Genomic DNA, 22,694 nt, shown 5'->3' with positions numbered 1-22,694 from the left:
AACTCAACGCGCCAGTTCCTTTAAGCCGAGCCGGATCAGCTTGGCCGAATCCGCGCCCTCGCCGGCTTCCTTCAAGGCCGCCGCAACCGCATTGGCCGCGATGTCGCGGGAATAGCCGAGATTGGTCAGCGCCGAGACGGCATCGGCCACGGGTGCGGGCGCAACGCCTTCGCCCAGTTCCTGCTTCAGCCCGATCGTGCCGGTCGCCTCGCCCGCAAAGGCCGGCGCCTTGGTCTTCAATTCGGTCACGATCCGCTCGGCCACCTTCTTGCCGACACCCGGCGCGCGCGACACCATGGTGATGTCCCGGAGCGCAATCGCATTGGCGAGTTCGGACGTCGTCAGCGTGGAAAGCACGGCCAGCGCAACCTTGGCGCCGACGCTTTGCACCGATTGCAGCAGCCGGAACCATTCGCGCTCGAGATGGGTGCGAAAGCCGTAAAGCCGGATCATGTCCTCGCGCACATAGGTTTCGATAAAAAGCGAAACCGCTTCACCTGCGCCTGGCAAGGCGCCGAGCGTCCGCGCCGAACAGAATGCGACATAACCGACGCCGCCGACATCGATGACGCAATGATCCTCGCCGATCTCATCTAGGAGGCCCTTGAGCTTGCCGATCATGGATGCGTGTCCGGTGCAATGAGGTCGAGGTCGGGGAAATAGGTGCGGTAGCGCCGTGCGTCACGTGTCAGAAGCCGGTGGCCGGCAACAAGCGCGTGGGCGCCGATAAGAAAGTCCGGCAATGTCTTTTCCCGAGTTCCGCCGCGCGCTTTGTAGGTTCGGTGTGCCAGACCGGCAGAATAGGCTGCTTCAAACGGAAAGTCCTCGCGCTTGGGTTTCAGCCATTGCAGCTTTTTCCAAAGCTGCTCTTCGCTGATGCCCGGCGCGGCAAACTCCGCCCATACGATCGCGCTAAAAACGATTGGCCCATCTCGCATGGCTTGTTCCAGCAGATCAGCGGAAGAATCCTGGATCGGTCCGCTGCCGAAGAGATCGATCAGGATGTTGGTATCAATGAGGGTCGAGGTCTTCATAGGGCCCGCGCAACCAGTCGACGAAGTCCTTGCCGTCCATCCCGTTCGTGTCGATCGTCCCGCGAACTGACTCCAGCCATTCGCGAAATTCGCGCGCTTGCAGATCGGGATCATCGCGCTCAGTCTGTCTCACCAAACGCACCCCATCCTGATCCTCGATGAAGGCCACTTCGCTCCCCTCCTCGATCCCCAAACGATCGCGGATCGGCTTCGGGATGGTCACCTGGCCCTTTGATGTCACACGCATGGTAATACCTCGCCGGTATTACTTACCCACAACACCAGAACAAGTCAAGAACATCTAAGAAGATGCAGCCAGCGAAATGCGCCGGGTTACTACCCGATGGTGCGCATGGCAGATGGCGATGGCGAGCGCATCGGCGGAGTCCGCGCCATTGTAAACGGCCTTCGGCATCAGCACCTTCACCATCATCTGGATCTGCTTCTTGTCGCCGTGGCCGACGCCGATCACCGCCTTCTTCACGGCGTTCGGCGTATATTCCGCAACCGCCAAGCCAGCGCGTGCCGGCACCAGCAGGGCAATGCCACGTGCCTGGCCGAGCTTCAGCGTGGAGGTCGGATTGACGTTGACGAACGTATGCTCGACAGCCGCTTCTTCCGGCGAGAACTGCTGGAGAATTGCGGCCAGCCCGTCATGCAACTGGCACAAGCGCTCGGCCAGGCTGCAGGTGTCGTCGGACTGGATCGTGCCTGCCGCAATGAAGCGCAGACTATTGCCGGCGCTTTCGATTACGCCCCAGCCGGTGCGGCGGAGGCCGGGATCGATGCCGATGATGCGAATCGCTGTTGCCATGGCAGAAGCCATAGCACGTTCGCATTGTGTTCCGGGTTAACGCTTAGTGGGCGAACGCCGTTTTCAGCAGCAAGATCTGCTCGGATACGGGATTGTCGTTGGCGCGCGCAGCCAGGCTGGGATGACCCAAACCGTAGATCTCGTCATCCATGCGCCGCACCCGCGTTTGCAGGGACAACGAGCGTTCCACCAGATCGCGGAAGGAGCGCGGCAGGTCGGCGAACAAGGGCGCCTCGTTGCAAGCCGATGCCGTATCGAGCCGCACCTTGGCCTTTTCGGCCGAAACCTGGTCGCGCGTCATTTCGCCAGAATTGGCGGCGCGCTGCAAAAGCAGCCAGGACGCGATCTGCATCAGGCGCGTCGTCAGCCGCATGGATTCGGCGGCGTAAAGCATGGACACGTCGCGGTTAAGCACCTTGGCTTCCACGCGTCCCGGACCATCGAGGTAAGCGGCAGCCTGTTCAACCAGGCCCATGCCCTCGTCATAGATCATCTGAAACAGAGGTGAGAGTATGCGCCGCTCCGCCAGGTTGACGGGAACGTTCCGTTCCGCTTCGCTCATCAAGGACTCCTGGGACTCACACACTCGCGCAATCGACGCCACAGCGGACTATTGGTTCCACCACGTCGTGCGAATGGAGAGTGCAATCCTCTCCACCGCAAAGCAAGCACATGTTTAACAGAAGGTTAACGGTGGGATTGTGGCCTCAGCATTTGGACGACGTCTGTGCACAGCCCGATCAAAAAAAGAGCCGCGGGAAAGCGGCTCTCAGGAGTTAACAGGGAGGCGTCAAACAAAGTGGCTGCACCACTCGGTCAAATCCAGGATCGCTGGATGCCCACAGTAAGCACCTGTAAACCTTAATGAAGCGTTAAGCCGCCCTACTCTGTTCAAGACGCATCGGCTGCGCTAGGCGTGCCCCACTCGCACCATGATCTCCTGAGATAGCCAACCCATGTCCAAAACCGCTTTGCCCGATCGCTGCCGCCTTGTTCTGATTGCGCCTGTTGAAGGCGAGATCGGCGATTGCACGGCCAAGGTGGAAAGCGCGCTGTCGGGCGGCGATGTCGCGTCCCTCATCATCCCGGTCGGCAGCCGTGATGAAGCCAGCCTGCAGAAGCTCGGCGAAGCGCTTCTTCCGCTGGCGCAGGAAAAAGGCGTCGCGGTGATGATCGAGAACGACACCCGCATTGCCGGCCGCATCAAAGCCGATGGCGTGCATCTGGAAACCGATGCCGCTGATCTCGCCGAACAGATCGAGCATCTCGACGGTCGCCTGATGGTCGGCGCCGGCGGCATCAAGACCCGCGATGAAGCGCTCGATCTCGGCGAAGCCCAGCCGGACTACGTCTTTTTCGGCCGCTTCGGTTACGACAACAAGCCGGAAGCCCACAGCCGCAATCTCAAGCTCGCCGAATGGTGGTCGGAAATGATCTCCCTGCCCTGCATCGTGCTTGGCGGCACTGACATCGCCTCTGCACTGGCCGTGGCAGAAACCGGCGCCGACTTCGTCGCCCTGTCCGCAGCTATCTTCGATGGCGCCAACGGCACACCCGCTGAGGCCGTTGCCGCCGTCAACGCGCTGCTCGAACAATCCGCCCCACGCTTCACCGAATAAGATCCGGTTCGAACCCGATGTCGCACGCGTTTCGCATCCTGCTCCTGTTCCTTGCCATCCTCACCGCTTTGCCGGCGGCGGCACAAGGGCCGGATGGCGATCGTCCTGGTGCGCCGAAGGTGGAAGAAGCCCTGCCGCGGCGCTTCGGCCAGCGCGCGCCGGATGAAGCCTTCGGCGCTTATCAGCGCGGCCTGTACGTCACTGCCCGCAACCTCGCCGAACCGCGCGCCGAGCTTGGCGATTCCGCGGCGCAGGTGCTGATTGCCGAGATCTATTCGCGCGGCCTCGGCGTCAAGCGCGACGAGGCGGAAGCCGCCAAATGGTACAGCCGTGCCGCCGAGCGTGGCGTGTCGGAAGCGCAGTTCCAATATGCCATGATGCTGCTCGACGGTCGCGGCGTGAAGCGCGACAACAAGCAGGCCTTCGCCCTGATGGAAGAAGCGGCCAATGCCGGCAATCGTCTCGCGCAGTTCAACTTCGCGCAGATGGTGCTGTCCGGCGAGGCCGAACCGACGCCGGAAGCCCTGACGCGCGCGGTCGGCTATTTCGAGAAGGCCGCGGACCAGAAGCTGGCCGATGCCGAATATGCCATGGCCGAAGTCTACGCCAACGGTGTTGGCGGCCGCACCGCCGACGAAGCAATGGCGCGCAGCTTTCTGGAACGTGCCGCCCGGCAGAACTATGATACCGCACAGCTCGAATATGCCAGCTGGCTGATTGCCGGGCGCGGCGGCAAGCGCGATGCGGTCGCCGGCTTTGCCTGGATGAAGCGCGCGGCCGAAGGCGGCAATGTCGCGGCGCGCAATCGCCTGGCCAAGCTCTATGTTGCCGGCATCGGCGTCGAGGGCGATCCTATCGCGGGCGCCGCCTGGTATCTGCGCGCCCAGCGTGCCGGTTTGCGCGATCCCGAGATGGACGATCACCTCGCCGGCCTCACCGAAGCGCAGCTGAAAGCGGCCGAAGACCAAGCCGACAAGCTGCGCTGAGGCACGTGCTTTAACCCAGCTCAATTGCGTCGCATCTTGTTTCTGGCGGCGAAGTATGGTTGTGGGAGCGCCAATCGCGCCGCTCCGGCGCCAACAATCCCGGACAATCAACCACCATGGCAAAGATCAACGGCAACGAAATCCGTCCAGGCAACGTCATCGAGCATGATGGCGGCCTTTGGGTTGCGGTAAAGACCAATGCGGTGAAGCCCGGCAAGGGTGGCGCCTATAATCAGGTCGAACTCAAGAACCTGATCAACGGCACCAAGCTCAACGAACGCTTCCGCGCCGCCGAAACCGTCGAAAAGATCCGCCTCGAGCAGAAGGACTTTTCCTTCCTCTACGAGCAGGGCGAGGCGCTGGTTTTCATGGACACCGAAAGCTACGAGCAGCTCGAACTCGCCAAGGACTTCGTCGGCGATCGCGCAGCCTTCCTGCAGGACGGCATGATGGTCACGGTCGAGCTTTACGAAGAGCGCCCGATCGGCATCGCCCTGCCGGATCAGGTCACGCTGACTATCACGGAAGCCGATCCTGTCGTGAAGGGTCAGACCGCCGCCTCGTCCTACAAGCCGGCTGTTCTGGAAAACGGCGTGCGTGTTCTCGTGCCGCCTTTCATCTCGTCAGGCGAGCGCATCATCGTTGATACCAACGAAATCACCTATATCCGCCGCGCCGACTAAGCGCGGTTGGTTCTTCGGGGGCGCTTGGCCCGCGCGGACAGTTCTTTCTAACGATCGGGATCAAGCATGGCGCGTTCGGCTCTCATCAATGTCATGATCGGTGCCGCCACCAAGGCCGGCCGCTCGCTTGCGCGTGATTTCGGCGAGGTGCAGAACCTTCAGGTTTCGGTGAAGGGTCCGGGCGATTATGTCAGCCAGGCCGATCGCAAGGCCGAAGACATCATCTACACCGAACTGTCGCGCGCCCGCCCCGGCTATTCCTTCCTGATGGAAGAGCGCGGCGCCGTGCATGGCGATGACGACCAGCACCGCTGGATCGTCGACCCGCTGGATGGCACCACCAACTTCCTCCATGGCATCCCGGTATTCGGCGTTTCGATTGCGCTGGAGCGCCAGGGCCAGATCGTCGCCGGCGTGATCTATAATCCGGCCATGGACGAGATGTTCGTGGCCGAGCGTGGCGGTGGCGCGTTCATGAACGACCGCCGCATGCGGGTGGCTGCGCGCCGCCAGCTGTCGGATTGCGTGGTCGCCACCGGCATTCCGCATCTCGGCCTCGGCAATCACGGCCGCGCTTTGATCGACCTGCGCAACGTCATGGCCGACAGTTCCGGCATTCGCCGCTTCGGCGCAGCGGCGATCGACCTCGCTTATGTCGCTGCCGGGCGCTTCGATGCCTTCTGGGAAGACAGCCTCAAGCCGTGGGACATGGCGGCAGGCATCCTGATGATCCGTGAAGCCGGCGGTTTCCTGTCCACCCGCGACGGCGGCCAGGACATGCTGGAGACCGGCTCGGTGGTGGCCGGCAACGAGATCATCCACGGCGCGCTGGTCAAGACCCTCAACAAGCCCCTGCAGCGCAGCTGAATCAAGGGGAAGCGGCGCGCGCTCTTGCACGCGCGCCTTTCTTTTCCCACCCGTTTCCGTTTAAAGCTTGGCGAAGGTTAAGTCGCAGGCCTTGGAGGCGGGTGAATGGCGTTGGCAAAGACGCTCGGATTGGAACGCATGGTGGACCGGCCGGAAGCCGATCCCTACAAACTGTCCAATCCGCAGGTTTTCCTGGCCTCCATGGTCGTCTTTCTGGCGATCTCGGGCTTTGTCGCTGTTATCCTGACAAGGCAGATCGCCACCGCCTTCCGCACCAATCCCGGTTTGAACGGGTTGATTCTCGGCGTACTCGTCGTCGGCATCCTGCTTGCGCTGATGCAGGTCATCCGCCTGTTCCGCGAAGTGCGCTGGGTGAAGAATTTTCGCGCCGGCAATGATAGCGGCGATCCCGTTTTGCTGGCGCCGATGCGCGCGCTGCTCAGCCGCTCCTCGGCCATCGCGCTCACCACCAATTCCACCCGCGCGATTCTCGATTCGATCGCCAACCGCCTCGATGAAAGCCGCGACATCTCGCGCTATCTCATTGGCCTGCTGGTGTTTCTCGGCCTGCTCGGCACCTTCTGGGGTCTGCTCGGCACGATCGGTTCCATCGGCCAGACCATCCAGTCGCTCGACCCCGGCACCGGCAGCACCAATGATGTGCTGAACTCCCTGAAGTCCGGTCTGTCGGCGCCCTTGCAGGGTATGGGCACGGCGTTCTCGTCCAGCCTTTTCGGTCTCGCCGGCTCGCTCGTGCTCGGCTTCCTCGACCTTCAGGCCGGCCGCGCGCAGAACCGCTTTTATACCGAGCTGGAAAACTGGCTGTCCTCGGTGACCGATCTGGAATCCACCCTGCCGATCGTCGACACCGCCTCCGCCGCCACATCCAGCGAGGAGCTGAAGCTCCTGTCCGAGCGTCTGCGCGCCATTCAGGACAGCGGCGGCTCCAACCAGCGCGTCGCGGCCGCCATGGCCAATCTCGCCGACGGCATTTCCGGCCTGGTGAAGAACATGCGCTCGGAGCAGCAGATCATGCGCGATTGGGTGGAAGCGCAGGCCGAAGAACAAAAGGCCGTACGCGCCACGCTCGACCGCCTCGCCAATACGTTGGCCGAGAAGGAGCGCAGCTAGAACCATGGCGCTTGCTCGCGGCCGACGCAGCCAACGCACCGTCGATTACTGGCCGGGCTTCGTCGACGCCCTGTCGACGCTGCTGCTGGCCATCATGTTCCTGCTTTCGGTGTTCGTGCTGGCGCAGTTTCTCCTTTCGCGCGAAGTCAGCGGCCAGGATGAGGCGCTCAACCGCCTGAACTCCCAGATCAACGAGTTGACTCAGTTGCTGGCGCTGGAGCGCTCCAACAATCAGGACGCCACCGACCAGCTTGCCGGCCTCCAGGCCTCGCTCAGCCAGGCCGAGCAGGACCGCAGCCGCTTGCAGCAGTTGCTGAACCAGGGCACCGGCGCCGATGCCGCCGCCACCGCCCAGATCGGCACGCTGACCGGCGAGCTGGAAGGCCAGCGCGAGATCAGCCAGCGCGCGCTCAGCCAGGTCGAACTGCTGAACCAGCAGATTTCGGCGCTGCGCATGCAGATCGGCGCGCTGGAATCGGCGCTCGACGCCTCCGAAAGCCGCGATCGCGAGTCCAACACCAAGATCGCCGATCTCGGCCGCCGCTTGAACGTGGCGCTCGCCCAACGCGTGCAGGAACTCAACCGTTATCGCTCCGACTTCTTCGGCCGTTTGCGTGAAATCCTGTCCGACCGCGAAAACATCCGCATCGTCGGCGACCGTTTCGTGTTCCAGTCGGAAGTGCTGTTCCCCGTTGGCGGCGACGAGATCAACCCGGCCGGTCAGGACGAGATGCAGAAACTCGCCCAGGCCATCATCGAGCTGCAGCGCGAAATCCCGCCCGAGATCAACTGGGTGCTGCGCGTCGACGGCCACACCGACAACCGCCCGCTATCGGGCACCGGCCGCTTCCGCGACAACTGGGAACTGTCCTCGGCGCGCGCGACCTCCGTGGTCAAGTTCCTGATCGCCAGCGGCGTCCCCGCCAACCGCCTGGTCGCCGCCGGCTTCGGCGAATACCAACCCCTCGACGCCGCCGACACCCCGGAAGCCCGCGACCGCAACCGCCGCATCGAGCTGAAACTGACGGAGCGCTGAACGGCGCGCGCTGGAGGGAGTTCGCGGAGATGGCGTGGATCACGGCCCGTCCAGCTTTCACGCCCTCCAAAACCCGGCGCGAACGGATCGCTTGCGTGAAACACCTCACCCGCGCCCTCGCCCTAACCGCGCTGGTCATGATGGCAGCCCCCGGCTGCTCGGAAAGCCAACCGGCCAAACTCGCCGAGGTGCAAACCGACATCGCCCTCCTGGGCAAATTCATAACCCTGCACCCCGCCCCGCTTGAAGCGAAATGGTCAATCACCCCCATCGGCACGGAAGGCGGTCTCGGTCCGACGGACAATGAACTATGGGCGGTGCTGCGCTATTCCGAAGCCGATCTCGCCACGATCTCGCGCGCGCTGAAGGCGGGTGCGGCGTTGCCGCAAGTAACCGTAGACGCGCCACCCACCTGGCTGCTGGCGGAGGCGGACCTAAGCCGCTTCAAGCATGGGACGGACTATGTGTTCGAAGGCCCCATTTTTCCAAGCGCTCCATTTACGTCCGACGTTTACACGATCGGCTTTGCGCTTGAGTTGCCTGACGGTCGCGTGCTGATCCATTCTGGTTCGACATAGCGTCAGCCGACGTTGGTACGTGGCATGATCGCTTCGCAACATAGGCAACATTCGTCGAGGCGCGTGACCTGGTAGGTTATGGGCGGCCTATGGGCGGCAAACTGCTATCCTCAGGTTAGGTCAACGATTCGGCTCTAGTAAATGCATAACCCAGGCGATCCACGCGCGAAATTAATCACCGCCGAGCAGCAAGGTTGCCTGGTACAAGCATTGGCGTCGGCAGAAATGCGGGCTCAGCAAGTAGAACTGAGCGAAATTCTCTGCGACTTGCACAACGCCAGTTTTATAAATCTGGCATCTGATCACAATCTGGCAGCAATCGACGCGCTTGATCACAACGACTTCTGGATCGTGATGCATCCGCTGGACAAAGCGATTGCTGGCCTCGTATGCTCGCATCTTGACGTTCTAAAGCTGGTACACCGGCTAGTGTTAAAAGCGGGTTCGGATGGTGCTGCAGGCCTTCCAAACATCTCGCTTGTGACTTGGTGCAAGAATAATCCAGCAAAAGCTCGCGAGATTGTGGAAGGCGTCAAAGAGCTAGACGATCTCTGCTTGGCGCACGGAGTGTTCGCGGTTGTTGGCCTGGGTGATGAGGCATTGGCCTTTGATCTTATCCGACAGAGTAATACCTCCGTCGTCAGCATTGGACTGCGAGCAATTGGTCGCGTGGAGACGGTATCCAGCGTTGGGATTAGACAGGGTGTAGATGATGCTTCTAAAGTCATCGAAGGTCAAATAGATGCCGAAACAAGGATAGCGGCTATCGAGGCAGCTTTCAGGCTTTGGGAGAAGCTGGGCTCAGGGGAAGACTATCGCCAACAGGAATTTATAGAATCGATAGGTAAGACCGGCGACCCGACTGAGTTGAGCGTCCTATCCGGCATGTTGTTTTTTCATGACAAAGGCTTGTCAAAGGAGAGCATTGATCAAGTGCTGGGCCTGCTTGAAAGGATACCATCAAACAGCGTCGCGACGCTCCACAATCTAGATCATGCCATCAAGGACAATGATGACCGTTGGGACTTCCATCGGGTCGCTGGCGTTTTCGCCACCTGCATCCCTCGTCTCGATGAAAAAGCTAGGAAGAAAGATTATTATAGTTTCTCAAAGTGGGTTTGGAGAAAGCCGGACCACTCATCCTATCTCTTTTCAAAGTGGCTCAGCGGAGGTGAATTCACTCTTTGCTCGTTTTTAGCCGATCTACTCAGCGCAGACGATAAAGGGGCCGAGGTATGGCTTCAGAAAAACCATTTGCCGCTTGATCTTCATGATCAGAAATTTTTGGCACAAAAGTGTATAGGCTTTTTGTGGCACCACGAGGTGACAGCGGCCTCAGTCCTCTTGAGCATCGTCAAAAACGGAGAGCCGAAAGCGCGAGTAGAGGCAGAAAAGCTTCTGCTCAATCCGTTACTTCTGAGCTATGGCGGGGATCTGAGAATATTCGTGGAAGCGCAGTGCTCCAACGCCTCCAAACGCATTTCAGAATGCGCAAAGAGGCTCATCTCTAAGCACGATACCCACATAGCAGATCTTGAGAGAGCGCAATCCCTGGTTGAACTACTTCCACCGATTGAGCATCGTCGCGCCGTTGCGATTAAGGATAGGGATCGCAATCGCGATATTCAGAAGCATGCGCATGAACAGTCCATTTTTGCACGACTAGCGACCCGCCAAACGTTGCTTTATGGGCGAAAGAGCTTCTCGATCATCCACGGCGCAGAAGGTAAAAAGCATCCGAATATATCTCCGCTTTCGGAGTTTTCACATAGCATTGAGTTGCCTCGTCTGATGGTTGTGGATCCTGTGGGATTCAACGCAATGATCTTCATGTTCCGTGCGAAGACACGGAAGCCGTCATGAGGATAATTCTTAAAGAGTACCTCGCATCGCTCAAAGAGCGGGGTGACTTGGACAAGTCCGTACTTCCAAATCTGCTGGCGGAAATCGGACTGCGGGTACTGAATACGCCCATGATTGGTACGCGCCAGAACGGGGTGGACATTGCCGCTGTCGGTAAAATTAGAGGCGAGGACGACGAGCGCTGCCTATACCTTTTCTGTATAAAGGCGGGGAACATCACAAGGCGCGATTGGGACAGCGGGGTACAGGCAGTACGTCCGGAACTTAACGAGATACGTGATGTCTACCTCCGGACGAATGTGGCGGCCGAACATGCAGGACTCCCCGTTCGAATAATTTTATGTTGCGGCGGCGAGCTTGATGAGACCGTCCTCATGAATTGGGCCGGTTACTCAACTCAGAACGAAAGTGACAGGGTCAAGTATCAGGAATGGAACGGAGATCGCTTGGCAGATCTCATGATGCGCAGCTTGCTTGCGCGCGAGTTGCTGGAAGAAGCTCCGCGAAGAAACTTCCAAAAAGCGATTGCAATGGTAAACGAGCCAAGCGCTTGCTACGATTACTCTCGCGCATTTTTGAGCGAAATCTTGGAAGATGGTCTAGAGCCCAGCATTCAACTTTTTCGCCTAAGACAGGCCTACATTTGCCTTAATGCCGTTACCACCTGGGCCATCGAGGCAGACAATCTCGAGAGCATCTACACGGTATCTGAGTTGGGAGTGCTGTTATGCTGGAACATGGTACGCGCTCAGCCGCGCAGACGCCGACCAAATAAACATGACCAAGACTTAAGTGTCCTTTTTGATCAATTTATCAAATTATATCTGGCATGTTCAGAACGGTATTTAACAAAAACAGCTTTCGGACACAGCAACTCTCTTCATGCTCTTTCCACATCTGTTCGTTCGCGAGAAGCGGTAGATGTAAATCTGGCTTTGTTCGAACTTCTTGGGCGCTTGGCTATTCGTGGCTGCTGGACAGCGATGCTCTCCCAAACCTTTACCGTTGAAGAGCCGGAGTTCGCTAATGCATTAACGGATAGTACCCATCGGGTACTCGACACAATAGTTCAGCTGGTCAACTCGAATCCAACACTGAACTCACCCTTTAAAGACGATCATATGATCGAAATAGCGTTGGTTATGTATCTTGCTCAAATTACAGGCTCAACGCCACGCTTCTTACCATGGCTCGGATCGATCGCGCAGCAGACGACCCTAGCTTTGGTTATCAACTCACACTATCCTACTTGCTTCCGCGACTACTCGGACCTTCTGAATCATCCTATTAGCGCTGAAGGTTCCTACCGCGCAGAAGCGTGTAGTGGGAGCGTACTCTATCCCTATCTGTTCGTTTGGCTGGAGCGTGTGGCAACCGTTGACGAGAAGAAGGCATTCGTAGAGCGCCTCGGCAAGTTTTTACCAAACTGCACACATCAAGCTTGGCTTCCAGACGAAGAAACCGACGTACACATATGGCGGGGAGAGACCTATCATGGCGTGTGCGTTACGGATTTGTCACCTCAGCAAGGCTTTGAAGAGGTAGCTGAAACCATCAACGCCGCCATTCAGAACTGCACAGACATAAACGAGATTAGCGCGGTAAAATCCGGACTTGTTGTGTTGTTCTTAGCTGCTTGTAGACACTATCGCTTGCCGATACCTCCACATTTTTGGCTGATCGACAGTTAAGGTCGTTTCAAGCCCAACCAGCGGGCCACCTCCGCGGCAGCCCGCCCCTCCCTCATCCTCAATCCAGCGACACGTTCGCCGCCTTCACAATCGGCTCCCACTTCGCCAGTTCCGCCTTCACATGCGCGCCCAATTCTTCCGGCGTTGACCCGACGATGGTGGCGCTGAAGTCTTTCATGCGAGCTTTGACGGTCTCGTCGGTCAGCGCCTTGTTGGCGGCGGCGTTGAGCTTGGCGACGACGTCCGGCGGCGTGTCCTTAGGCGCAAACAGCGCGTTCCACGAATAGGTCTCGTAGCCCGGCACGGTTTCGGCGATGGTCGGCACGTCGGGGAAGGAGGCCGCGCGCTCCACCGTGGTGACGCCCAGCGCCTTCAGCGTGCCGCTCTTCATATGGCCGGATGACGATGGCAGGTTGTCGAAGATGATCGGCACCTGATTGGCCAGCACATCGGTCAGCGCCGGGCCGGAGCCCTTGTAGGGCACGTGCTGCATATCCACGCCAGTCATGCTCTTGAACAGCTCGCCCGACAGATGCAGCGGCGTGCCGTTGCCCGATGAAGCATAGGAATACTCGCCGGGTTTCGATTTCAGGAGGTCGATCAGCTCTTGCACCGTGTTGACCGGCAGCTGCGGGTTCACCGCCAGCACGTTGGGCACCAGCACCAGCAGCGAAACCGGCGTGAAGTCGGTCACGGGATCATAGGGCTTGGTTTTCAGGATCAGCGGGTTCAGCGCATGCGTCGCCACCGTGCCCATCAGGATCGTGTAGCCGTCGGGTTCCGCGCGCGCGACACGGTCGGCACCGAGATTGCCGCCGGCGCCGCCGACATTTTCCACGATGACGTTTTGCCCGAGTTCGCCCGACATCTTCTCGGCGATCACGCGCGCAACCAGATCGGTCGAGCCGCCGGCCGCAAACGGCACCACCAGCGTGATCGTCTGCGACGGAAACTCCTGCGCCTGCGCGAGGCTACAGAAAGCCAGGCCGGCCGCCAGCGCCAAGCCAAGCGCACTGCGTCTGTTCAATCCCACCACTGAAACTCCTCCCTTTTCAGTTGTTAAGAAACACAGCATGAACGCCACCTCCCCTGACGGCAAGTGCGACGAAAGACGAGGCCGGTTCAATCACGCCGTGTTGTGCGCTACAGCAGATCATCACACAGCCCGAGGATGGTATCACCACATGTCCTTCCACAAACTCGACGACCTCAACCGCCGCCTCGAAGCTTTCAGCCACGCCCTTTCGATCCTCGGCGTCGATGAGGCCGTGTCGATGGCGGTCGGCGGCGGTGAAGCGCGGGCCGAAAGCATGGCAGCCCTTGCCGGCATGCAGCATCGCCAGGCTTCCGCTCCCGAAATCGCCGACTGGATCGACGCCGCCGAACGCGAAGACCTCGACGACGAGCAAAAGGCCGCCGTCCGCGAGTTCAAGCGGCAATATATCAACCTCACCTGTTTGCCCGCCGAGTTCGTGGAAAAGCAGATGCGCACCCGCATGCGCTCCGAGCAGCTGTGGCGCGATCTGCGCGCCAAGAACGACTGGAAGTCGTTCGAGCCGGCACTGGATGGCGTGATCCAGCTGGTGCGCGAGGAAGCCGCCATGCGCGCCGACGTCCTCAAGCTCGATCCTTACGATGCGCTGCTGGAGCAATATGACCCCGGCACCCGCGCCGCGACAATCGCGCCCGTGTTCGACGATCTGAAAACCTTCCTCGTCGACTTCGTGCCGCGCGCCTTGTCAGTACAGGAAGAGAAGCGCGCCAAGCACCCGTTGAAGGCGCTGTCCGGCTCCTACCCCATCGAACGCCAGCGCGAACTTGGGCTGGCCATGATGCAGGCGGTCGGCTTCGACCTCACCCATGGCAGCCTGTCGGTCTCGCACCACCCCTTCTGCGGCGGCGTGCCGACCGATGTGCGCATCACCACGCGCTACAAGACCACCGAATTTCTGTCGTCCCTGATGGGCGTGCTGCACGAAACCGGACACGCGCTTTACGAGCAGAACCTGCCGAAAGCCTGGGCGCACTGGCCGCTTGGAAAGGCGCGCGGCATGGCCGTGCATGAAAGCCAGAGCCTCTTCGTGGAAAAGCAGCTTGGCCGCAATCCCGCTTTCTGGCACTGGGCGCTGCCGGTGGTGGAAAAGCACCTCGGCGAAGACTGGTCGATCGACGACATCCTGCCCCATGTCCACCATGTCGAGCGCGGTTTGATCCGCGTCGATGCCGACGAGGTCACCTATCCCCTGCATATCATCCTGCGCTTCGAGATGGAGCAGGATCTCGTTGCCGGCCGCCTGCAAACCCGGGACATCCCGGAAGCCTGGGACGCCCGGATGCAAGACACGCTCGGCCTGTCCACCATCGATTCACCCGGCGACGGCCCGATGCAGGACGTGCATTGGCCGGCCGGCATGCTCGGCTATTTCCCGTCCTATTCCCTCGGCGCCATGACGGCGGCGCAGCAATGGGCGACGATCGCGATAGCCATGCCCGACATCGAAAACGATCTCGCCGCAGGCCGCTTCGAGCGCGTCAACGACTGGCGCCGCGAGAACATCTGGAGCCAAGGCTCGCGCTGGTCGACGCCCGAGCTGATGCAGCGCGCCACCGGCTCAGCCCTCGACGCCACCCACTTCAAGCGCCATCTGGAACAGCGCTACGGCTAGTTCGCGCGCTGGATTTTGTCGGCAAACCCTTCTATAGACCGGTTTAATTCCATTAACCGCCAATTCTGATCATCGACGCGACAGGGGTACTATGGCCGGCCATTCACAATTCAAGAACATCATGCATCGCAAGGGCCGCCAGGACGCGGTTCGATCCAAGATGTTCTCGAAGCTCGCCCGCGAAATCACGGTGGCCGCAAAGGCTGGCTTGCCTGATCCCGACATGAACCCGCGCCTGCGTCTGGCCATCCAGAACGCCAAGGCCGTGTCCATGCCCAAGGACAATATCGCCCGCGCCATCGCCAAGGCGTCGGGCGGCGATGCCGAGAACTACGAAGAAGTGCGCTACGAGGGCTACGGCCCGGGCGGCGTGGCGCTGATCGTGGAAGCGCTCACCGACAACCGCAACCGCACCGCGGCAAACGTCCGCGCAGCCTTCACCAAGGCGGGCGGCGCTCTAGGCGAAACCAATTCCGTGTCCTTCATGTGGGACCGCACCGGCGAGATCACCTATCCCGCCAAGGTCGGCGACGCCGACAAGGTCATGGAAGCCGCCATCGAAGCCGGCGCGGAAGATGTCACGAGCGACGAGGAAGGCCACACCATCCTGTGCGCCTTCGGCGATCTGGGCGAAGTCTCGTCGGCGCTGGAAAGCACGCTCGGCGAGGCGGAATCCGTCAAGACCATCTGGAAGCCGCAGAACAACGTGCCGGTGGACGAGGATCGCGCCCAGTCGATCCTGAAGCTCGTCAACACGCTCGAAGACGACGACGACGTGCAGAATGTTTACGTCAACTTCGAAGTCGACGAGGCCACCATGGCCAAGCTCAGCGCGGCCTGAGGTTCAAGCGTGGCCACCCTGCCCCGCATCACCATCACCTACTGCACGCAGTGCCAATGGCTCCTGCGTGCAGCCTGGCTTGCCCAGGAACTGCTCTCCACCTTCGGCGCAGATCTCGGCGAAGTCGCGCTCGTACCCGGCACCGGCGGCATCTTCGAAATCCACTGCCAGACCCATGGCACCGAGCCCGAACTGATCTGGGAGCGCAAACGCGACGCCGGCTTCCCCGAAGCCAAGGTGCTGAAGCAGCGCGTGCGCGATATCGTCTGGCCGGAGCGTGGGCTGGGGCACTCAGACCGGTAGAGCCTCCTTCCTGAGTGCCATCGCCAGCTTGATCTTTGCTCATGCGGCTGCAAACCCGTTGCGGTCCTGCCACGGCGCTGTCATGGTGGTTCCCTTGGGGGAGGACGTTCAATGAGCAATATCGAGCAGAACCGCGCTCTGGTGCAGAAACTCTATGCCGGCTTCGCGGCGGGAGACCTGCCTGCGGTTCTTTCCACCATGGCCTCCGACATCGAGTGGACCGAAGCCGAAGGCTATCCCTATGCCGGCACCTTTGTCGGGCATGATGCGGTGGTCCAGTCCGTCTTCGCCAAGCTCATGACCGAGTGGGAAGGCTACCAGGCGGTGCCCGACAGCACTGTCGCCGAAGGCGACACGGTGGTTGCGCTCGGCCACTACAGCGGCCGCTACAGCAACACCGGCAAGAGCTTCCGCGCGCCTTTCGTCCATGTCTGGACGGTCCGCGACAACAAGCTGGCGCGCTTCATCCAGCATACGGACACGGCAATCGTGCAGCGCGCGCTTGAGGCGTAGGCGGCATCCAGTCGGAGGCTCGACCTCAGCCAGCGCTCCACCGACCGTCCTCATCCTGAGGTGCGAGCCCGCACAAGTGTCCAGAACGAACCTCCGCCACATCCAGGCGAGCCTCGAAGGGCGCACCACCATCCCGCTTCGTCATCCTTGGGCGGAGCCGGAGCGCAAGCGGAGGCGCAGACCCGAGGATCCATGCCCTTGCAGGTCCGCTTTGCCTGTATAGGACCTGTATACCTTCCACGATTGCGGCATGGATCCTCGGGTCAAGCCCGAGGATGACGAAGCGGCAGGGGCAGGCGCGAACGTGCCTGCATGGAACGAAGTGCGTCCTTCGAGGCTCCCTGCGGTCGCGCCTCAGGATGAGAACCGGTGGTGCCGCCCTCACCTGCCTGCTGGCACATCAGGATGAGGCTTTGCGCCGCTCGACAGGCAGGAGCTTAGCGCGACAGCAGACCGATTCTGCCAAGCGACGCCTCGTCCCAATCGCTCAAGCCACCGTCGAGCCCACCCAGCCAGACAATCCTCGCGCCGACCGTCCTCATCCTGAGGTGCGAGCCCGCACAAGCATCCAGAACGAAGCTCCGCCACATCCAGGCGAGCCTCGAAGGGAGCACCACATGCCCACAAACAAAAACGCCGCTGCGTGAGCAACGGCGTTCTCAACGTCCAAGCAGGCCGGCAGATTAGATGCCGAGGCCTTCGTAGCGCTTCTTGAACTTCGACAAACGGCCACCGCGATCGAGCAGGGTCTGCGTGCCCCCCGTCCAGGCCGGATGGGTGGTCGGGTCGATGTCGAGGTTCATCGTGTCGCCGGCTGCGCCCCAGGTCGACTTGGTCTGGTACTCGGTGCCGTCTGTCATCACGACCTTGATCGTGTGGTAATCGGGGTGAATGCTGTCTTTCATGGCGCTTGTCCTGGTTCTACTGGGCTTGCGCCGAGCCTGATGCGAGAAGCTCGCTTCGGCCCTGCGGCGATGTCACCCGGTCTGGAAAACTTGAAGCCGCAGCGAATGACCGCTACGGCTTCATAAAGGGTCGGCGAGCCTATACATCAGCCTCCGACCAAGCACAAGGCCGGCCCGCATGCGCTCAGTCGGTTAAGCCAGGAGTTGAAAATGGCCGCTCAAGAGCCGTCGCACGACGCTCGCCGCCGCTCACTTGCTCCCCTGTCGCGCCTGCTTCCCTATCTGAAGCGTTACCGCGGCCTGGTGGGGGGCGCCATCGTCTCGTTGATCATCGCGGCGGTCACAACGCTGACCCTGCCAATCGCGGTGCGCCGCATGATCGATCACGGCTTCAACGGCGTGGAAGCCGGCATGATCCAGGGCTACTTCGGCATGCTGATCGGCATCGCGGCCGTGCTCGCGGCCGCTTCCGCGCTGCGTTATTATTTCGTCATCACGATCGGCGAGCGCGTCGTGGCCGATCTGCGCCGCGATGTGTTTGCCCATGTCACGACGCTGTCTTCCGCTTTCTTCGACACGGCCCGATCCGGCGAAATCGTGTCGCGGCTGACGGCCGATGCCACGCAGATCAAGTCCGTGGTCGGCTCCACCGCCTCGCAGGCCCTGCGCAACGCCATCATGGCAATCGGCGGCGTGGTGATGATGGTAGTCACCAGCCCGAAACTATCCTTGATGGTGCTTGGCGCCATTCCGGTGATCGTGCTGATCCTGGTGGGCTTTGGCCGCAATGTGCGCGCCAAGTCGCGTCATGCGCAAGACATGCTCGCGGAGGCCAGCGCCTATGCCGGCGAGCAGATCTCGGCCGTGCGCACGCTGCAGGCCTTCACCAATGAGGGCATGGTCGTCGGCCGCTTCGGTGCTGCGGTGGATCGCGCTTTTGAGGCGGCGCGCTCGTCGATCCTGGCGCGCTCGATCCTGACCTTTTTCGCGATTTTCTTCATTTTCTCGTCCGTCGTCGCCGTTCTCTGGTTCGGCTCGCGCGATGTGCTGACCGGCGCGATGACCGCCGGCACGCTGAGCCAGTTCCTGCTTTATGCGGTGCTTGCCGCCGGCGCGCTCGGCTCGCTGTCTGAAGTCTGGGGCGAGATCAGCCAGGCCGCCGGTGCCGCCGAGCGCATGAGCGACATCCTCGACGAAGTGCCGCAAGTCACCACGCCGGCCCAGCCGCAGGCCCTGCCCGCCAAGCCGCTCGGCGCCATCGAGTTCCGGCAGGTGTCCTTTGCCTATCCGGCGCGCCCCGACATGCCGACCCTGACCGACCTGTCCTTTGCGGTCCGGCCGGGTGAAACGGTCGCGATCGTCGGCCCTTCGGGCTCCGGCAAAAGCACGATCTTCTCGCTGCTGATGCGCTTCTACGATCCGCTGGAAGGGTCGATCACCATCGACGGCGTTCCGTTGATCAGAGCCGATCCGCTCGATCTACGCGCCCGCATGGCCGTGGTGCCGCAAGATGTCGCGATCTTCGCCGATACGGCCGGTGACAACATCGCCTTCGGCAAACCGGGCGCCAGCCGCGAAGCGATCGAAGCAGCCGCGCGGGATGCCCTGGCCGACACCTTCATCGGCAATCTCGAACACGGTTACGATACGCAGGTCGGCGAACGGGGCATCATGCTGTCGGGCGGCCAGCGTCAGCGCATCGGCATTGCCCGCGCCATTCTGCGCGACGCGCCGATCCTGCTGCTCGACGAAGCCACCTCCGCGCTCGATGCCGAAAGCGAAACGCTGGTGCAGACGGCACTGGAACGCCTGATGAAGGGCCGTACCACGCTGGTGATCGCGCATCGCCTGGCGACCATCCTCAAGGCCGATCGCATTCTGGTGCTGGATGGCGGCCGCATCGTCGAGGAAGGCACGCATCACACGCTGGTGCAGAAGAACGGCGTTTATGCCAAGCTCGCACGCCTCCAGTTCGAACGCGGAGCGGACGCCTTCCAGGCCGCCGAATAAGAAAAAGGCCCGCCGAAGCGGGCCTTTTTTGATAGATACAGCTTAGTGCAGGCTGGTCGTCTTGACCCGCGTCTTGCGTCGCCGCGCAAACATGTTGAGCGCTTCCACCGCCGCCGAGAAGCCCATAGCGGCATAGATGTAGCCCTTGGGCACATGGAAGTGGAAACCTTCGGCGATCAGCGTCATGCCGATCATCAGGAGGAACGACAGCGCCAGCATGACGATGGTCGGGTTCTTGGCGATGAAGCGCGACAGCGGCTCGGCTGCCACAAGCATCACGGTCACGGCCGCGATGACGGCGATGAACATGATCGCGATGTGGTCGGTCATGCCGACGGCCGTGATGATCGAGTCGACCGAAAACACGAGATCCAGCACGAGGATCTGAACGATCGCCGAGCCCACCGTCAACTGAACGGTGTTGCCGACCATGTTGCCCTTATCGTCTTCGACATCCACCGTATGGTGGATTTCCTTGGTCGCCTTCCAGACAAGGAACAGGCCACCGGCGATCAGGATGAGGTCCTTCCAGGAGAAGGCGATATCGAAGGCGGTGAAAACCGGCTCGGTCAGCTGAACGATGATGGAGATGGTGAAAAGCAGGCCGAGACGCAGCACCAGCGCTGCACCGATGCCGAGGCGGCGCGCAAACTGCTGCTTTTCAGGCGGGAGCTTGTTGGTGAGGATCGAGATGAAGATCAGATTGTCGATCCCCAGCACGATCTCCATGACGACCAGCGTCGCCAGCGCGACCCATGCTGTTGGATCGTTGATAAACCCGAAATACTCGGCCACGGCCTGAAAATCCCTCTCTTTGCCGGTAAAAGTCGGCAAGACGTAGGGTCAATTTCGGCTTCTACAACACGATCACTTCTGACATTCCCGTTATCACAGGCCTGTCATCGCTGCGCGCGCTATTGCCAGAAGGCCGGGATCGTTTCTTCCAGGCGCGGTCCAAGCCGCAGCGGCGCGATCTTTTCCGCCAGTCCGGTGCGGTCGGAAATCTGCACGCCGACGCCGCAGATCGTCGCCGGTCCACTAGCGGCTTCCATGCGGCCCTTCGGCACTTTGGATAGAAAGCGGTTCAACGGCTCTTCCTTGTCCATTCCAAGCGATGAGTCATAATCGCCGCACATGCCGGCATCCGACATATAGCCCGTGCCGCCATTCAGGATCTGATGGTCACCCGTCGGCTGATGCGTATGCGTGCCGATAACCAGGCTGGCGCGGCCGTCCACGAAGTGGCCGAAGCAGACCTTCTCGCTGGTCGCCTCGGCATGAAAGTCGAACACCACCGCATCCGCCTGTTCGCCCAGTGGACAAGCCGCCAACTCGCGCTCGCCGGCCTGAAACGGATCGTCCAACTCGGGATGCATGAAGATGCGGCCCATGATGTTCGACACCATGACGCGTGCGCCATTCTTGGCGATGTAGAGCCCGGCGCCCTTGCCCGGCGTGCCTTTGGGAAAGTTGGCCGGGCGCAGGAAGCGGTCTTCGCGCGCGGCAAAGCCAAGTGCCTCGCGCTGATCCCAGACATGGTTGCCGGTGGTCACCACATCGGCGCCGGCCTTGATCGTCTCGTGGAAAATATCTTCGGTGATGCCGAAGCCGCCGGCCGCGTTCTCGCCATTGACGATGGTGAAGTCGAGCTTGAGGTCGGCAATCAGGCCCGGCAACCGCTCCCACACTGCCGTCCGTCCGGATTTGCCTACCATGTCGCCGAGGAAGAGAAGTCGCACCACAAACCTCCGCCGGCGCATTGATCAGCCAGCTTTGAGACGTGTCCTATCAGCCCGGCTCGAATGGGCGCAAGCCGCTCTCTGTCAGCATTTCCGCTAGCCGCACATCATGCGGCTCATCCGGCACGAACTCCACCTGCTGGCAGTCGAACGCCACCCCGATCAAGCGCGGCAGAATACCCTTGGCATGCAGGCCGGCGATCGCGCGATCATAATAGCCCGCGCCATAGCCGATGCGGTGCCCTCGCCCGTCGAAGGCAACCAGGGGCACCAGCATCACGGTCGGGTCGAGCACTGCGGCCGTTTCCGATGGCCCCATCGTGCCGAAGCCCATGTCGATCATTTCGCCATCGGGAAAATACTCGCGAAACACGATGGTGGTCTTGTCGAGGATCGCCGGGAGACAAATCCGTGCGCCACTTTCCGCCAAAGCAGCCATCAACGGATGCACGTCGACCTCGGTGCGCATCGGCCAGAAGCCGGACACCACCGTGCCTTTGGCAATGCCGAACTCGTCGACGCGTTCAGCCATCTCATGAGCAGCCTTGGCCCGGAAATCCGGCGACAGGGCGTCGCGACGTCTGAGCGTTTCCGAGCGGAGGGTTTTCTTGAAGACAGCCGTGTCCATCGACCGGTTATGGCGAGGAAAACCGGAAAAAGCGATCAAAATAGCGGAAGAAATCGGCCTGTTTCGGCGAGAAACCGGAGAGTTTTTCCGAAAAATTCCGATGAAAGTGGCGATCCAGAACGACCGATGAAGAGATCGATCCCGGGAACCTACATAGTAGGTGGGCGCCGTGTGTCCAAACCCACGGGTCTAAACAGGGACAGCTCCCTAGAGATCAATAAGGCCCCGAGAATATGTTACTTCTGTCGGGAAGCCCAGAACGCCGACACCACAGATAGTCCTGCAAACCGCGCTTGACCAGAGGCCTCAGCGTCCGAAAAGCCTGAAGTGCCACAGCGTCAGCAAGGGAACGACGCTGAGCTCCATGACAAGCCCGCCGAGATGACCGAGCGAAGGCTGGCCGTCGACAAACAGCGAAACAAGCCGCGCAAGCCCGCCGCAGATCGTCAGCAAAGCCAGCAAACGGAAGCGTCCCCTCGTGTTCTGGAGATCAGCCAGGCAGCTCCACCAGACGACGCCCATGGCCAGGAAAATGCCGGATAGAAAGCGGAAATGACTGCCAAGGTCGGCCGGCCACGGCGCCTGTACCCCCAGAAAGCGCGGTCCGAGCAGAAGACCCGCCAAGCCGGCCGCAACCGGAATCAGGGCAAAGATCGCGACGAGGATGCTGAAAAGGCGGCGTTGCTGCGGATCGGTCATGTCGGTTTGGTCCTGTTGACATGAACAAACGAACACTGGCGCAACAGGTTCAGCCAGGAAGCGCCTTGCCGTCGGTCTTTGCGCAGGC

25 protein-coding genes and 1 other RNA gene are annotated in these 22,694 nt (G+C 60.9%); 14 read left to right on the top strand and 12 right to left on the bottom strand.

Annotated features, from left to right (window positions below; all coding sequences use genetic code 11):
* Positions 1–3: 3 nt before the first annotated feature.
* The 5 genes from ruvA to rcdA are packed head-to-tail and all read right to left on the bottom strand — an operon-like array spanning position 4 to position 2,410.
* Positions 4–621, bottom strand: a complete 618-nt coding sequence (gene ruvA, locus IE166_RS15900; RefSeq protein WP_189505550.1) for a Holliday junction branch migration protein RuvA — start codon at positions 619–621, stop codon at positions 4–6.
* On the bottom strand, positions 618–1,034 hold the full coding sequence (locus IE166_RS15895; protein ID WP_189505549.1) for a type II toxin-antitoxin system VapC family toxin: 417 nt from the start codon (positions 1,032–1,034) through the stop codon (positions 618–620). Before IE166_RS15895 ends, ruvA begins: the two co-directional genes overlap by 4 nt.
* Positions 1,012–1,281: an AbrB/MazE/SpoVT family DNA-binding domain-containing protein gene (locus tag IE166_RS15890; protein WP_189505548.1), complete on the bottom strand. Its 270-nt coding sequence runs from the start codon at positions 1,279–1,281 to the stop codon at positions 1,012–1,014. Before IE166_RS15890 ends, IE166_RS15895 begins: the two co-directional genes overlap by 23 nt.
* Positions 1,282–1,335: 54 nt before the next feature.
* Complete coding sequence (ruvC, locus tag IE166_RS15885; protein WP_189505547.1) at positions 1,336–1,848, bottom strand: crossover junction endodeoxyribonuclease RuvC; 513 nt, start codon at positions 1,846–1,848, stop codon at positions 1,336–1,338.
* A 43-nt stretch (positions 1,849–1,891) separates the two neighbouring features.
* Positions 1,892–2,410: a protease adaptor protein RcdA gene (gene rcdA, locus IE166_RS15880; protein WP_189505546.1), complete on the bottom strand. Its 519-nt coding sequence runs from the start codon at positions 2,408–2,410 to the stop codon at positions 1,892–1,894.
* A gap of 394 nt (positions 2,411–2,804) precedes the next feature.
* On the opposite strand from rcdA, the gene IE166_RS15875 reads away from it, so the two are divergent.
* The 9 genes from IE166_RS15875 to IE166_RS15835 all read left to right on the top strand — a co-directional run bounded on the left by IE166_RS15875 (position 2,805) and on the right by IE166_RS15835 (position 12,302).
* A complete protein-coding gene (locus IE166_RS15875; RefSeq protein WP_189505545.1) occupies positions 2,805–3,467 on the top strand; it encodes a thiamine phosphate synthase in 663 nt (220 codons plus the stop codon).
* A 17-nt stretch (positions 3,468–3,484) separates the two neighbouring features.
* Complete coding sequence (locus IE166_RS15870; RefSeq protein ID WP_189505542.1) at positions 3,485–4,453, top strand: tetratricopeptide repeat protein; 969 nt, start codon at positions 3,485–3,487, stop codon at positions 4,451–4,453.
* 116 nt (positions 4,454–4,569) lie between these two features.
* Positions 4,570–5,136 carry an elongation factor P gene (efp, locus tag IE166_RS15865; protein ID WP_189505540.1) on the top strand — a complete coding sequence of 189 codons (567 nt, stop codon included), beginning with the start codon at positions 4,570–4,572 and terminating at the stop codon, positions 5,134–5,136.
* Between the two features lie 66 nt (positions 5,137–5,202).
* Positions 5,203–6,003 carry an inositol monophosphatase family protein gene (locus tag IE166_RS15860; RefSeq protein ID WP_189505538.1) on the top strand — a complete coding sequence of 267 codons (801 nt, stop codon included), beginning with the start codon at positions 5,203–5,205 and terminating at the stop codon, positions 6,001–6,003.
* A 105-nt stretch (positions 6,004–6,108) separates the two neighbouring features.
* The gene (locus tag IE166_RS15855) at positions 6,109–7,134 is read left to right on the top strand and encodes a MotA/TolQ/ExbB proton channel family protein (RefSeq protein WP_189505536.1); all 1,026 of its coding nucleotides are present in this window, start codon (positions 6,109–6,111) and stop codon (positions 7,132–7,134) included.
* 4 nt (positions 7,135–7,138) lie between these two features.
* A complete protein-coding gene (locus IE166_RS15850) occupies positions 7,139–8,170 on the top strand; it encodes a peptidoglycan -binding protein (protein WP_189505534.1) in 1,032 nt (343 codons plus the stop codon).
* A gap of 95 nt (positions 8,171–8,265) precedes the next feature.
* Positions 8,266–8,748, top strand: coding sequence for a hypothetical protein (locus IE166_RS15845; protein WP_189505532.1), 483 nt, complete (start codon positions 8,266–8,268; stop codon positions 8,746–8,748).
* 141 nt (positions 8,749–8,889) lie between these two features.
* Positions 8,890–10,611 carry a hypothetical protein gene (locus IE166_RS15840; protein WP_189505530.1) on the top strand — a complete coding sequence of 574 codons (1,722 nt, stop codon included), beginning with the start codon at positions 8,890–8,892 and terminating at the stop codon, positions 10,609–10,611.
* Entirely contained in the window at positions 10,608–12,302 is a 1,695-nt protein-coding gene (locus IE166_RS15835; protein ID WP_189505528.1) for a hypothetical protein, read from the top strand. The genes IE166_RS15840 and IE166_RS15835 overlap by 4 nt, the downstream gene beginning before the upstream one ends.
* A gap of 58 nt (positions 12,303–12,360) precedes the next feature.
* Here IE166_RS15835 and IE166_RS15830 read toward each other — a convergent pair whose 3' ends face one another.
* On the bottom strand, positions 12,361–13,377 hold the full coding sequence (locus tag IE166_RS15830) for a Bug family tripartite tricarboxylate transporter substrate binding protein (protein WP_189505526.1): 1,017 nt from the start codon (positions 13,375–13,377) through the stop codon (positions 12,361–12,363).
* 109 nt (positions 13,378–13,486) lie between these two features.
* On the opposite strand from IE166_RS15830, the gene IE166_RS15825 reads away from it, so the two are divergent.
* The 4 genes from IE166_RS15825 to IE166_RS15810 all read left to right on the top strand — a co-directional run bounded on the left by IE166_RS15825 (position 13,487) and on the right by IE166_RS15810 (position 16,625).
* Positions 13,487–14,968, top strand: a complete 1,482-nt coding sequence (locus IE166_RS15825) for a carboxypeptidase M32 (RefSeq protein WP_189505524.1) — start codon at positions 13,487–13,489, stop codon at positions 14,966–14,968.
* A 91-nt stretch (positions 14,969–15,059) separates the two neighbouring features.
* Positions 15,060–15,809: a YebC/PmpR family DNA-binding transcriptional regulator gene (locus IE166_RS15820; protein ID WP_189505522.1), complete on the top strand. Its 750-nt coding sequence runs from the start codon at positions 15,060–15,062 to the stop codon at positions 15,807–15,809.
* A 9-nt stretch (positions 15,810–15,818) separates the two neighbouring features.
* Entirely contained in the window at positions 15,819–16,112 is a 294-nt protein-coding gene (locus IE166_RS15815; RefSeq protein WP_189505520.1) for a SelT/SelW/SelH family protein, read from the top strand.
* Positions 16,113–16,223: 111 nt separating this feature from the next.
* Positions 16,224–16,625: a nuclear transport factor 2 family protein gene (locus IE166_RS15810; protein WP_189505518.1), complete on the top strand. Its 402-nt coding sequence runs from the start codon at positions 16,224–16,226 to the stop codon at positions 16,623–16,625.
* A 683-nt stretch (positions 16,626–17,308) separates the two neighbouring features.
* On the opposite strand, the gene rpmE is transcribed toward IE166_RS15810, so the two are convergent.
* A complete protein-coding gene (gene rpmE, locus IE166_RS15805) occupies positions 17,309–17,530 on the bottom strand; it encodes a 50S ribosomal protein L31 (RefSeq protein WP_189505516.1) in 222 nt (73 codons plus the stop codon).
* Positions 17,531–17,740: 210 nt separating this feature from the next.
* Here rpmE and IE166_RS15800 point away from each other — a divergent pair, with 210 nt between their 5' ends.
* A complete protein-coding gene (locus IE166_RS15800; protein ID WP_189505514.1) occupies positions 17,741–19,540 on the top strand; it encodes an ABC transporter transmembrane domain-containing protein in 1,800 nt (599 codons plus the stop codon).
* Between the two features lie 42 nt (positions 19,541–19,582).
* On the opposite strand, the gene IE166_RS15795 is transcribed toward IE166_RS15800, so the two are convergent.
* From IE166_RS15795 to IE166_RS15775, 5 genes are all read right to left on the bottom strand, one after another.
* The gene (locus IE166_RS15795; protein ID WP_385966141.1) at positions 19,583–20,335 is read right to left on the bottom strand and encodes a TerC family protein; all 753 of its coding nucleotides are present in this window, start codon (positions 20,333–20,335) and stop codon (positions 19,583–19,585) included.
* A gap of 119 nt (positions 20,336–20,454) precedes the next feature.
* Positions 20,455–21,279, bottom strand: coding sequence for a TIGR00282 family metallophosphoesterase (locus IE166_RS15790; protein ID WP_189505503.1), 825 nt, complete (start codon positions 21,277–21,279; stop codon positions 20,455–20,457).
* Positions 21,280–21,328: 49 nt separating this feature from the next.
* The gene (locus IE166_RS15785; RefSeq protein ID WP_189505501.1) at positions 21,329–21,907 is read right to left on the bottom strand and encodes a 5-formyltetrahydrofolate cyclo-ligase; all 579 of its coding nucleotides are present in this window, start codon (positions 21,905–21,907) and stop codon (positions 21,329–21,331) included.
* Positions 21,908–22,014: 107 nt separating this feature from the next.
* A non-coding RNA gene (ssrS, locus tag IE166_RS15780) (6S RNA) lies at positions 22,015–22,171 on the bottom strand.
* A gap of 42 nt (positions 22,172–22,213) precedes the next feature.
* Entirely contained in the window at positions 22,214–22,606 is a 393-nt protein-coding gene (locus IE166_RS15775) for a DUF4345 domain-containing protein (protein ID WP_189505499.1), read from the bottom strand.
* Positions 22,607–22,694 lie beyond the last annotated feature (88 nt).

It is taken from the genome of Tianweitania populi (genome assembly GCF_014652875.1).
Taxonomy (GTDB): Bacteria; Pseudomonadota; Alphaproteobacteria; order Rhizobiales; family Rhizobiaceae; genus Tianweitania; species Tianweitania populi.
Note: the sequence above shows the minus strand (reverse complement) of the source record. Positions and strands in the feature narration are given on the sequence as shown.